At 59.6% G+C, this 12,281-nt stretch carries 12 protein-coding genes; 10 read left to right on the forward strand and 2 right to left on the reverse strand.

The features are described 5' to 3' along the window. Window positions 1-22 precede the first annotated feature (22 nt). The 5 genes from P3R82_RS01035 to P3R82_RS01055 are packed head-to-tail and all read left to right on the forward strand — an operon-like array spanning window position 23 to window position 4,818. Entirely contained in the window at window positions 23-1,525 is a 1,503-nt protein-coding gene (locus tag P3R82_RS01035; RefSeq protein WP_283192651.1) for an FGGY family carbohydrate kinase, read from the forward strand. Continuing rightward, the gene (locus P3R82_RS01040) at window positions 1,522-2,205 is read left to right on the forward strand and encodes an HAD family phosphatase (RefSeq protein WP_283192652.1); all 684 of its coding nucleotides are present in this window, start codon (window positions 1,522-1,524) and stop codon (window positions 2,203-2,205) included. The genes P3R82_RS01035 and P3R82_RS01040 overlap by 4 nt, the downstream gene beginning before the upstream one ends. Beyond that, window positions 2,205-2,978: an SDR family oxidoreductase gene (locus P3R82_RS01045; protein ID WP_183901641.1), complete on the forward strand. Its 774-nt coding sequence runs from the start codon at window positions 2,205-2,207 to the stop codon at window positions 2,976-2,978. Before P3R82_RS01040 ends, P3R82_RS01045 begins: the two co-directional genes overlap by 1 nt. Then, window positions 2,969-4,054, forward strand: coding sequence for a glycerol dehydrogenase (locus tag P3R82_RS01050; RefSeq protein ID WP_283192653.1), 1,086 nt, complete (start codon window positions 2,969-2,971; stop codon window positions 4,052-4,054). Before P3R82_RS01045 ends, P3R82_RS01050 begins: the two co-directional genes overlap by 10 nt. 14 nt (window positions 4,055-4,068) lie before the next feature. Continuing rightward, entirely contained in the window at window positions 4,069-4,818 is a 750-nt protein-coding gene (locus P3R82_RS01055) for an SDR family oxidoreductase (RefSeq protein ID WP_283192654.1), read from the forward strand. A gap of 424 nt (window positions 4,819-5,242) precedes the next feature. Here the strand turns inward: P3R82_RS01055 and P3R82_RS01060 are convergent, their stop codons facing one another. Then, window positions 5,243-6,214, reverse strand: a complete 972-nt coding sequence (locus P3R82_RS01060; RefSeq protein ID WP_283192655.1) for a LysR family transcriptional regulator — start codon at window positions 6,212-6,214, stop codon at window positions 5,243-5,245. A gap of 170 nt (window positions 6,215-6,384) precedes the next feature. Here P3R82_RS01060 and P3R82_RS01065 point away from each other — a divergent pair, with 170 nt between their 5' ends. From P3R82_RS01065 to P3R82_RS01085, 5 genes are all read left to right on the forward strand, one after another. Continuing rightward, window positions 6,385-7,782 carry an aspartate ammonia-lyase gene (locus tag P3R82_RS01065; RefSeq protein WP_283192656.1) on the forward strand — a complete coding sequence of 466 codons (1,398 nt, stop codon included), beginning with the start codon at window positions 6,385-6,387 and terminating at the stop codon, window positions 7,780-7,782. Window positions 7,783-8,012: 230 nt separating this feature from the next. Next, window positions 8,013-8,837, forward strand: coding sequence for a transporter substrate-binding domain-containing protein (locus P3R82_RS01070; RefSeq protein WP_283192657.1), 825 nt, complete (start codon window positions 8,013-8,015; stop codon window positions 8,835-8,837). 75 nt (window positions 8,838-8,912) lie between these two features. Continuing rightward, window positions 8,913-9,599: an amino acid ABC transporter permease gene (locus tag P3R82_RS01075; protein ID WP_283192658.1), complete on the forward strand. Its 687-nt coding sequence runs from the start codon at window positions 8,913-8,915 to the stop codon at window positions 9,597-9,599. Beyond that, window positions 9,589-10,476 carry an ABC transporter permease subunit gene (locus P3R82_RS01080; RefSeq protein ID WP_283192659.1) on the forward strand — a complete coding sequence of 296 codons (888 nt, stop codon included), beginning with the start codon at window positions 9,589-9,591 and terminating at the stop codon, window positions 10,474-10,476. The genes P3R82_RS01075 and P3R82_RS01080 overlap by 11 nt, the downstream gene beginning before the upstream one ends. 8 nt (window positions 10,477-10,484) lie before the next feature. Then, window positions 10,485-11,228: an amino acid ABC transporter ATP-binding protein gene (locus P3R82_RS01085; RefSeq protein WP_283192660.1), complete on the forward strand. Its 744-nt coding sequence runs from the start codon at window positions 10,485-10,487 to the stop codon at window positions 11,226-11,228. A gap of 28 nt (window positions 11,229-11,256) precedes the next feature. On the opposite strand, the gene P3R82_RS01090 is transcribed toward P3R82_RS01085, so the two are convergent. Next, a complete protein-coding gene (locus tag P3R82_RS01090; protein WP_283192661.1) occupies window positions 11,257-12,273 on the reverse strand; it encodes a GlxA family transcriptional regulator in 1,017 nt (338 codons plus the stop codon). Window positions 12,274-12,281 lie beyond the last annotated feature (8 nt).

The raw sequence follows: 12,281 nt of genomic DNA on the forward strand, positions 1-12,281 counted from the left end.
GCCTCCTGCAGGGGTAAATAGCATGCCTAATGATCTCTTCCTTGCCATCGACGTCGGCACCGGCAGCGTTCGCGCCGCCCTCGTCGACACCAAGGGCAAAATTCTTGCGGTCTGCAGCCGCGAGCACGAGCAGATCGTTCCGCAATTCGGCTGGGCCGAGCAGCGCCCGGCGGATTGGTGGGCGGGCGTTGTCGCCACGGTCCGCGATGTTCTGGGAGAGGTTGCCGATGCGCGCTCTCGCGTGGTTGCCATTGCAGCCTGCGGTCAGATGCATGGCACGGTGCTCGTTGGGGAAGGTGGCGAATTGGTGCGCGAAACCGCGCCGCTCTGGAACGACAAGCGCACCGTCGACTATGTGACGGCCTTCGAGGCCGCGCATGCGCCGAGCGATTATCTTGCCGATTGCGCCAACCCGCCGACGCCCGCCTGGCCGGGCTTCAAGCTGCAATGGCTGCGCGACAACGACGCGGCAGCCTATCGCAAGGCCTCCGCCGTTTTGATGCCGAAGGACTATGTCAATCTGCGCCTGACCGACGAGATCGCCATGGATCGCAACGATGGCGGCGCAAGCTTTCTCATGGATCCCCGCAGCGGAGACTGGTCGCGCAAGATGATCGCGCTGCTTGGGCTCGATGCCGATAAGCTGCCGCCTCTTCGCAATCCGACGGAGATACTCGGTACCGTCAGCGAGAGCGCAGCGATCGAGACGGGGTTGCGGCCCGGCACGCCGGTGCTGGTCGGCGGCGCCGATTATCCGGTGGCCTTGCTCGGGTCCGGCGTGTGCCGTCCTGGTGTGGGTTCCGAGGTCATGGGAACGTCGGCAATCATCACCGCGATCGCCGCCAAGCCGCTTCTCGATCCCTCGATCTGCAACGTCGGGACCGTCGAAGGAAACTGGGGCGCCTTCATGCTGCTGGAGTCCGGCGGCGACGCCATGCGCTGGGCAAGACGGGCGTTCGACGAAAAGAAATCCTCCTACGAGGACATCGTCGCAAAGGCAGCCGAGGCGCCCGCCGGCTCCGACCGCCTGTTCTTCATGCCCTACCTGACCGGCGAGCGGCTTGGCGGGCATCGCAATGCGCGCGCGCAATTTTTCGGGATCGGCGCTGCGCATGGTCTTGCGCATATGCACCGCGCCGTTCTCGAAGGCGTCGCCTTCGCCACCAAGCGCCACATCAATATTCTCGATCGCATATCCGGTGCGCCGCTCGAGCGGGTCATCGCGTCGGGTGGCGGGGCGAAGACCGAACTCTGGATGAAGATCAAGGCCAGCGTCTACGGCATTCCGATCCTTGTTCCATCCGAGCCGGAATGCGGCCTCGTCGGCTGTGCGATCATGGCGGCTGCGGCCACCGGGCAGTTTTCAAGCGTCGAGGATGCGGCGGGCGCCTTTGTCTCCTACGCGCAGGAGATCGCCCCCGATCCGCGATGGGCTGAAACATATCGGCCGATGCAGGCCTTCTTCGAAAAACTCTACGTGCACAGCCAGGCCCTCTACGATGATCTCGACGGGCTGCCGCAATGACAGAAAGAGCCGTACTTTTCGACATGGACGGCACCCTCGTTGATAGCGAGGGGCTGCATTTCGATGCCATGAAGCAAGCTCTGCTGCAGATGGGATATCGCGTGCCGGACGCGCTCGCCGATCGCATGACCGGCATGAGCGACGCCGATTGCCATGCACTGTTGCGGGAGACGATCGGTTTCAAGCCATCCTTCGCAGACTATGTCGAAGGAAAGTATCGCTGCTATCTGGCCGATGCCGCCAAGCTGGAGCGCCGCCATGGCGTCGATGCCGCTCTGAGGCTGCTTGCGGAAACACGGACGCCCTTCTCCATCGTTTCGAATTCGGACCGCATGCTGGTTGATGCCAACCTTCGGGCCGTTGGCCTGCAGCAGCCCGGCCTGGTGACCATCAGCCGAAACGATGTCCTCCGCGGCAAGCCCGATCCCGAACCCTATCTCAGGGCTGCGCATCTGCTTGGCGTCAGCCCAGAGAACTGCATCGTGGTCGAGGACAGCATCCCCGGCGCCGTCGCCGGTCTTGCCGCGGGAATGGCCGTCATCGGCTGGCCGGAGCCGCATAGGACCGACCTCGTCTTTCCGCCGTCTACGATCCCGGCCGATCCCAACGATCTGGCTTCGACGCTCGCCGGCTTGCTCTTTCCTTCTTCTCTACAAACGACCCTTCAAGGATGCGACTGATGTATCTCGATAAGTTCAAGCTCACCGACAAGATTGCCGTCGTCACCGGCGCCGCGCGCGGCATCGGCTATGCCGCCGTCGAGGCGCTGGCGGAAGCTGGAGCGAAAGTCGTGCTGACGGACATGAACGATACGCTTCTCAAAGACGCTACGGCAACGCTTGCCGCCAAGGGGTATTCCGTCGACAGCGTCGTGCTCGACGTCACCGATGTCAAAGCCGTGCAGGCGGCCCATGACGAGATCGTCGCCCGTCATGGCCGCGTCGACATCCTCGTCAACAATGCCGGCATCGCCATCAGCAACCATCCGGCCGAGACAATGGCCGACGATGTCTGGAACAAGGTGATCGACGTCAACCTCAACGGCGTCTTCTGGTGCTGCAGGGCGTTCGGCAAGTCTATGCTGGAACGCGGCTCCGGCACCATCGTCAATGTCGGGTCGATGTCCGGCTTCGTCGTCAATCGCCCGCAGGAGCAGGCGAACTACAATGCCTCCAAGGCCGCCGTTCACCATCTGACGAAGTCGCTCGCCGCCGAATGGGGCGCGCGCGGCGTCCGCGTCAATTCGGTGGCGCCCACCTATATCGACACGGAAATGAACAAGTACGTCTACGAGGATGCCGAGATGTACCGGCACTGGGTAGGCGGCACCCCGATGAACCGGCTTGGCCGGACCGACGAGGTCGCTTCCGTCATCCTGTTCCTCGCCAGCGACGCGTCCAGCCTGATGACCGGCTCGATCGTACTCGCCGATGGAGGCTACGTATGCTGGTGACGGCCGACATCAAGCCGCGCGGCGCACGCTTCCCCGGCCGTTATATCCAGGCGGCGGGGGCGATCGGGCTGCTGGGGCAGGAAGCGCACGCTTATGGCAAACGGGCAGTGGCGTTGCTCGACCGTGGCGTTTTCGGTATGCTCGAAAAGTACGTGTCGGACGCGTTCGATGGTGACGCCGATGTCGAGATCGTGCGTCACGGCGGTGAGTGCTCGGAAGGTGAGATCGCCAGCCTCGTCGCCCGGGCCAGGACTGTGGGAGCCGATGTCATCATCGGTGTCGGCGGCGGCAAGGCGCTCGATACGGCAAAGGCGGCTGCCCGCGATCTCGGATTGCCCGTCATCGTGGCGCCGACCATCGCCGCTTCGGATGCACCGTGCAGCGCGCTCGCGGTCGTCTACAACGACGACGGCACCGTTGCTTATGACAGTTTCCTGCCTGCAAACCCAAATCTGGTTCTTGTCGATACGGCATTGATCGCCGGCGCGCCCGCGCGCTTCCTCGCGGCCGGAATCGGCGACGCACTGGCAACCTGGTACGAGGCGGACGCTTGTCGTCAAAGCGGTGGCTTCAATTGCATGAGGATGCCCGGCCTTCCGCTTGCCTTCGAGGTGGCCCGCTTCTGCCGGGAAACGATCCTGGAGTTCGGTGCCGCGGCGCTCTCAGAATGCGATACAAAGACGGCGGGGCCGGCAATCGAGCGGGTCGTGGAAGCCAACATCCTCCTGTCGGGCATCGGTTTCGAGTCCGGCGGCGTGGCGGCCGCGCACGCGATCCATCACGGCCTTTGCGAGCTCGAGGATGTGCATCACCACCTGCACGGCGAGAAGGTTGCCATCGGCGTGCTGGCCGGATTGAAGATCCAGGGCCGGCATGACGAATTCGCGCGGGTTCGCGATTATTGCCAGTCGGTTCGGCTGCCGACGCGGCTGGCGGATATCGGGATCGCTGAGGCTTCCCAGGAGAAGTTGGAAATTGTGGCGCGGCGCGCCTGCCGCGCCGGCGAAATCATCCACAACGAGCCGATGCCGGTCACCGAAGCGATGGTGATCGAGGCGCTGGCGGCGTTGATCTGATCGATGGAGTAGAAATGATGGACAGCAACGAGGCGTTCGCGCCGAATTTCCTTGATGGCAAGACGGTGGTAATTTCGGGCGGCACAAGCGGCATCGGTCTGGCCGTTGCGCAAGGCTTCGCCGGTGCGGGAGCCAACGTGCTCGCCACCGGCAGTTCCGAACGCCGGCTTGACGACGCCCGATCGAGCTCGTCCGGTTCGATCGCCTTTTCAAGGCTGGATGTTCGAGACGGCGCCGCGGTCGGTCGATTTTTTGCCGATCTGCCGTCGCTCGATGTGCTGGTCAATTGCCAGGGCATCGCGCGCCCCGACAGCGAGTGGGGCGAGGATGTCTTTCTCGATGTCATGGACGTCAATCTGAGCAGCGCCATGCGACTGTCGCGCGCCGCCTTTCCGTTGCTCAGGACGAGCAATGGCAGCATTGTCAATTTCGCATCGATGCTGAGCTATCTGGCCGACGAAAGTGTTCCCGCCTACACCGCCAGCAAGACGGGCATCGTCGGCCTGACGCGCGCCATGGCGCACAAATACGGCCGCGACGGCGTACGCGTGAACGCGGTTGCGCCGGGCTATCACCGCACAGAGATGACGAAGCCGCTGTGGTCGCAGCCGGATAGCGAAGCGAAGATCGCCGAGCGATCCGCACTGAAGCGTTGGGGAACGACCGAGGATCTCGTCGGCCCAATCCTGTTCCTGTGCTCGCCAGCCGCCGCGTTCGTCACTGGTGTCACTCTGCCGGTCGACGGTGGTTACAGCGTCGGATGAAAAGACAGCTTGCTATCACGGCTGGCTGAGCCAATCCCCGGAGCCAGCGTTACTACATCTTCGAGGTCTCAGCGGGGCGAGCCAAGTCGGCGGTTCATTTCCCTTTACGGTTCGGCAAATTTACAAGTCTCCTTGCCATCAGGCTCCCCGCAACCAATATTCCAAAGACTGAATTCCTAGCGCTGGCGCCGAGACTTCATCTTCGCTGGCGATCTAGCTCGTCTCCTGCGGATAACCTGCCACGAATGCGCGATGTGGCGCGGTGTGAGCATCCGGAGGAAGCGCGAAGCTTTGATCTTGCACAGCGTCAGACGAGGGACCCGGCATAGCAAGGTGCGTTTTGCGCGGACGCTGTGTAATGGCCTGCAGATCCCGCCGGTCGCACGTCCATCTAGGCAAGGCTTGCGCCGACATCGGCATGAACTCACACGACAGAGCTGGCCGGCAGGTCTGCGGCCAGATCGACCCAAGGCGTCACGTCTGCGATGCGCGGGATGATTACGGTTGCTATGACCTGGCGAAAGACATCGATTACATCCGACATGATCGGGGTGAGTTCGTTACGCCGATATACGAGATAGATCCGCCGCCTAATCGTCTGGGTTGGAAGCGGCAGCGCCGCCAAGTCCATTGTCGATGAATGGGCATGCAGAAGGCACATCGGCGTGGCAATCGCCCAGCCCAAGCCGTTGGACACCATGCGTAATACAGCCTCGCTTGCATCAAATTCCATGGTCCTTGCAGGAGAAAGCCTGCGTTGGCTTAGGAAATATTCGATGGTCTGGCCGAGATTGGATCTGGCACTGAACCGGACAAGTGGCAGAGCGGCGCACATTTCCGCCAGTGTCATCGTCATGAAGCGATCGGCTTCGGATTTTGGTACCACCGCGACCAGCGGCTCCTGCAGCAGGCATTCGCGTTCGAGTTCCGGATTTGCAGTCATCGGATCGTTCGAGACGATGATGTCGACGGTGCGGTTGAGTAGCTCGGTGGAAAGCATGGGTGTGATGCCCGACCACATCTGTAGATTTTCGACACGTCTGCTCAATGATTTCATGACGACAGGCCCGGCTGTGGTGGCGAAGGTGTCGATCAGTCCAAGCCGCAACATGGGAAGTTCCTCGATCTCCGTCGCCCGCACTTCATCGACAGTCCGCCGGATCTCCTGCAGCACGCCGATGCTGTTCCGCCTGAGGATTTCGCCCGCCCGCGTGATCAAAAGCGGCCGATGAGATCGATCCATCAGCATCACACCGAACAGGCGCTCCAGCCGTGCGATCGATTGCGAGACTGCGGACTGCGTGACCCCCAACTGTCTCGAACACGCCGTCAGATTGCGGGTCTCCGCGAGCGTCTCGAAAACGTGCAGGTCCCAAAGGTTGATGTTCAGAGACATGTCGCCCGTCGGCCTCATGCCTTCGCTCCCATTGCCGTCAATGCCCCAGTAGTATTAGCACCCCTAATGCTAAGAGCAATATTCTCTAATTTGAAAAATATCGTGACCAACTTTTCCGAAAGGATCTTAAAAGCCGTGCTGGTCGCAGCTGGCACCGGGAAGGAACAGACATGACAGGCATTCGGATCGAGGTGGACGGATTGGGACGTGCGGAGCTTCCGGCTGGTGCGCTATACGGCGTGAACACTTTGCGCGCGACGCATAACTTTTCACTTTCGGGCCGTCCGATTGCATCGAGCCCGTATTTCGTCTGGGGGCTGGCGGTCGTCAAACATGCCGCTGCGCAGGCAAATCTCGAACTTGGTGCCATCTCGCCAGACAGGGCTGATGCGATTGTCGATGCATGCCGGGACATCATGCAGGGGCATTATAACGAACACTTCGTCGTCGATATGCTTGAAGGCTCGGGAGGGACTTCAACGAACATGAACGTCAACGAGGTGATCGCGAACATCGTCGCCTCGAAACGAGGCGAGGTTCTTGGTGGATATGCTTTCATTCACCCCAATGACCACGTCAATCTCGGCCAGTCCACGAACGATGTCATTCCGACCGCCATGAAGCTGGCGATATATCGGGCGATGGCGGATGCCGATGCTGGTCTTGAGGAACTTGCGCGCGCGTTTTCCGCAAAGGAGCAGGAATATGCAGCCTTGCTCCGCCTCGGACGGACATGCCTGCAAGATGCACAGCCGATGACATTGGGACAGGCTCTGGGTGGATATGCTGCGGTTACGCGGCGGCATCGGGAACAGTTGGAAATTCTCAGGCAGCAATTTCTGCACCTGCCTATCGGCGGCACCGCGATCGGCACCGGATTTGGATCCCTGCCCGGTTATCGCGCAGCAGTCGTCCGGAACATATGCGCATTGACGGGAGAGCCGTTCACATCGATCGTCAATCCTTTCGACGGCATGCAGAACATGGACACTTGTGCGCGTCTCTCGGCGGAGCTGCGCAATGCCGCAAATTCGTCCTGGAAAATCGCCAACGACCTCATCATCCTTTCCTCCGGACCGGCAGGCGGCATTCAGGAGATCACGTTGCCGGCGGTGCAGCAGGGATCATCGATCATGCCCGGCAAGGTCAATCCGGTCATTCCGATGGCGGTCTGTCAGGTCGCCTTTGCAATAACCGGCAATGATGCCGCCATCGCAATGGCATGCCAGCAAGGGCTTCTAGAAATAAATCACTATGAACTTCTGGTGTGTGACCGATTGTTGGACAGCATAGCGCTTCTGGCACGGTCTGCCGATATGTTTGCCAAGCGTTGCATCAGCGGTCTCGTCGCCAACGAGGCTTCCTCGCTCGATCACCTCATGGCTTCGAGTGCCTTGGCAACGGCTCTCGTTCCAAGTCTCGGTTACGCTGTGGTTTCGAACATGGTGCAGTCCTCGCTGGCACAGGGACGGCCGTTCATGGACGTCGTCGCCGAGCAGGGATTGCTGAACGAAAGCGACATCGTTTCGATCTTGACGAAGGCGGCAGCCGGCTCGACAACTGCATGATCTGATCGCACTTTGATTTTTGCAGACGATCTTTTGCCTGCCGTTATTTGAGGAAGTGCCATGCCTGTCATGCAAGTCCGGGGTGAAGGATATCGATTTGCATATCCGTGACCTGACTGCTGTGCAGTCCGGCTTTCGTGGCCAGAAGTGAGCAAAATACGTCCGAACAAGACAAGATTTAATTCTTCCTTTTGTCAAATTCAACGTCAGTTAAAACAAGGGGAATGGACATGAAAAGATTACTTGCCTTGACGATGGGACTGCTGACGGCCGCGACTTCCGTCACTGCTGCCGAATGCACGAATGCCACTCTCAAGCGCATCACAGAGCGCGGTGAAATCGCGGTCGGCGTCAAGGCCGACTACAAGCCGTTCGGCTTTCGTGACCCGAATGGCGAGATCGTTGGCCTGGAAATCGACCTTGCGAAGGAAGTTGCTGCGACGCTAGGCGTAAAGCTTCGTCTTGTTCCGGTGGTTGCATCCAACCGCATGCAGTTCGTGGAGCAGGGACAAACGGATCTCATGATCGCCACGATGACGGACACCAAGGAACGCCGCAACATCGTCGGCATTCCGGGCCCCAACTATTATGCGTCCGGTACCAACATCCTTTCGCCCAAGGCGCTTGCATTCAAGGACTGGAAGGACCTGAACGGAAAGCCGGTCTGCGGCATTCAGGGTGCGTTCTACAACCAGTCGGTCTCCGACAAGTACGGCGCCAAGATTTCGGCCTTCACCAACGCCGCCGAAGCAAAGCAAGCGCTTCGTGATCGCAAATGCGTGGCTTTCCTTTTTGACGATTCCTCCATCGCATCGGATCTGGCTTCCGGTTCCTGGGGAGATTTCGAAATGCCGTTGCAATCGGAAGATCAGTCGCCCTGGGGGCTTGCTGTTGCAAAGTCCGAAGAAGCTTGTGCCTTCGGAGCAATGATTTCGGGCATGCAGTACAACTGGCACCGCAGCGGCAAGCTGTTGGAGCTTGAGAAGAAGTGGGAGATCAAGTCGACTGGCTATCTGCAAGCCATGCGCGACAAGATGGCCGACCCGATCAAGTAAGGGCGCCGGATGAACGTCCTGTCAGACTACTTCCGTGATCTTGCTCAGAGAGCACCACGCTGGGACTTCATTTGGTTGTACGATGGCAGCGCCGCGGACCGGATTTTTTCCGGTCTGTGGGTGACCATCCAGCTCAGCGTCATTTGTGTCGTTGCCTCGCTTGTGATCGGCTTTGCCGGTTCCATGCTGCAGACCTCCCGCTACAAGGTCGCACGGTTGTTCGTCAGCGGTTACCTGCAGATATTCCGCAACACGCCGCCTCTCGTGCAACTGCTGTTCTTCTATTTCGCCCTGGGGCAGTTTACCCCGAGCTACAGTCCGGACGGATGGACGCAGGTTCCGCTCATCTCGAACGTCGGCTGGGCAGCAATTTCACTTTCGCTTTTCGGCGCGGCCTTCAACGTCGAGATTTTTCGATCCGGGCTCGAGGCTGTTCCGAAATCGACGATCGAGGCGGCGGATGCTCTCGGTATGAGCCGGTGGCTGATCTTTTCGGAAGTACAATTCCCGCTGGCGCTCAGGGTCTGCCTGCCGGCGCTCAGCAGCAACCTTATCAATCTGGTCAAGACGACATCGCAAGCCTTCGCGATCGCGGTGCCCGAATTGCTTTACCAGTCCGCCTCCCTGTGGAACGACAACCCGGCAGCGCAGAACCCGACCATGCTCTTATTGCTGGTTGTCTATGTCGGGCTTGTCGGACTTCTGTCGCTCGGTCTCAGGTTCATGGAACGCAGAATGAGGGTGCCCGGCTATGGCGTCTGATATCTACAAGCGCGCGCGGGAGCAGCGCACCGGCGGCAGTGAAATGGCTGTCCTGCTGCCACTTCGCCCTGCTCCGCAGATGGACAGCCTGTCGTTCACGACCTGGCTCGCAAACATCCGCTGGTGGCACGTCATGCTGCTTATGCTGGTGTGGCCGCTGCAGGCCCTGGCTCAGGGGAGCGTCACCGTCGATAGCGCCATCACCGTTCTGTACAGATGGGCGCCGTTCCTTCTGCTGAACGGCTTTCTCTTCAATGTCCTGATCTCGGTCCTCTCGATGGCGCTCGGCACCGGTCTGGGCGTGTTGCTTGGAATGACCCTGATTTCGAAATGGTTTCCGCTTCGGTTTCTCGGCAATACAGGAACGGCATTCTTCCGTAATGCGCCATGGCTCGTGCTGCTCTTCGTGGTGCTTTTGGCGTTTCCGTTTGAACTGAACATTTTCGGTACGCGCGTGCCATTGCCCGGCTGGATAAAGGCCGTCATCGGCCTTTCGCTTCCGGTTGCCGCAAATATCGCCATCATCGTGCGCGGAGCGATACAATCGGTGCCGTCCGCCCAATGGGAAGCAGCTGAAAGCCTCAGCTTCAGCCGCATGCAGACGCTCTGGCAGATCATCATTCCCCAATGTATCAAGCGGATGATTCCGCCATGGATGAACTGGTATGCGATCCTGACGATGGCGACGCCGCTCTGCTCGATACTGGGCACGGAAGAGATGGTGACGCTCACCCGCCAGGCGATGGAAGCGGAAGGCAATAAACCGGAACTGCTGATGCCGTTCTACGGCTTCATCCTCATCCTGTTCTTCCTCTACTGCTACCCGATTGCAAAACTCACGGTGCGCCTTGAGCGCAAGTTCGCCGTCAAGCTCTAGGTAAAGATATGTGGTCTCCCAGTCAGCCCATCGTGGCGATGAAAAACGTGGTGAAATCCTATGGCGATATCGATGTGCTGAAAGGCATCAGCATGGATATCATGAAGGGCGAGGTCGTTTGTATCATCGGCCCTTCCGGTTCAGGCAAGTCTACACTGATCCGCTGCATCAACGGCCTCAACGACATTCAGTCGGGTTCGATCACCGTCGAGGGGCAGGAAGTCCATGATGCGAAACTCGACAAGCGGGCTCTCCGTCGCAAGGTTGGGATGGTCTTTCAGCAGTATAACCTCTTCCCGCACAAGACTGCTTTGCAGAATATCATGATGGCGCCGGTCAAGGTGTTGAAAGAACCGCGTGCGCAAGTCGAAGCCCGCGCACGCGCGCTCCTGAAGAAAGTGCGCCTTGAAGGCAAGGAAAACAGTTATCCAGGAGAGCTGTCAGGCGGCCAGCAGCAGCGCGTGGCCATTGCCCGTTCGCTTGCCATGCGCCCCGATATCATGCTGTTCGACGAAGTGACCGCCGCGCTTGACCCCGAAACGGTCAAGGAAGTTCTTGTTACGATCAAGGAACTGGCCTCGGACGGCATGACCTGCATCCTTGTCACGCACGAGATGGGATTTGCAAAGGAAGTCGCCGACAAGGTCTACTTCACCGACCGCGGCCTCATCGTCGAGGAAGGGCATCCGGGCGAGATTTTCACCAATCCCAAGGACCCGCGCACCAGGGCGTTTCTCAGTCAGGTTCTCTGACGCTGTTTCCCGCGAGCAAGGAACGGCCTCAAGGGCGTTCCTTGTCGAAGGCGACGGCTCTGGCGGCGACACGCATGGCTTTCGGTGTCGTCGCGAAACGGGCCTGAAATATGCGGGTGAAATGGCTGGCATTGGAAAAGCCCGTCGCCAGCGCCACTTCGGAAATGGGCAGGACTGTCTGCTTCAGCAACTGGGCTGCGCGATCGAGGCTGATATGGCGATAGAATTCCATTACGCTCATGTCGAGCATTTCGACGAATACCCGGTTTAGCTGTCGGGCGCTGATATGCGCCCGGCCAGCGATTTCCTCAAGCGTGAGGCGGTCCGCCAGATTGTTGTGCATCAGTTCGACGGCCGCCAGAGCCGCCGGGTGATGAATGTTGTATTTCTGTTCGAGACCAGCCTTCTGGGGCGCTTCGGAAAGCCGCGTTTCGGTATGCATGAACCAGTCGCTGACCTGCTGGGCCAGGACACGGCCATGGTTTTTCGAGATGATGTTGATCAAAAGATCGAGCGTGCCCGTGCCGCCGGCGGATGTGTATCGATCGCGATCAATGACATAGAGTGACTTTTCGAGGTTGAAGTCCTGCGACATTTCCTTCAACGAGTCGAAGTGCTCCCAGTGGATGGTGAACCGGCGATGCCGCATCAATCCGTAACGTGCAAGGATGGCGGGCGCACCAGAAATGCCGCCCAGCGGCACGTTCTGCCGTGTCAGCCGCTTCAGATACCGTCCCAGTTCCACATTCTCGTAGAGGATTGGATTGCCGCCTGCGACCAGGAAAACCAGGTCGAAATCGACCGGCGCGCTTCGCATCTCGATGGCATCGAATGCGATACCGATGGACGACTGCGCGCGGTCTCCTTCGGCGGTGATGAAGGTGAAGTCGTAAAGCTTGGTCTTCGATAGGATGTTGGCCGCGCGCAGCGGTTCGACCGTCGCAGCCAGGGATATCAGAGCGTAACCGTCGACCAAGATGACGCCAATCCTGCGGATACCCTGTTCCGAAAACAGCGCGCTGTGGTGATAAAGCTGCGTGCTCATTTCTGAAA

It is taken from the genome of Rhizobium sp. AN80A, assembly GCF_030053015.1.
Classification (GTDB): Bacteria; Pseudomonadota; Alphaproteobacteria; order Rhizobiales; family Rhizobiaceae; genus Rhizobium; species Rhizobium metallidurans.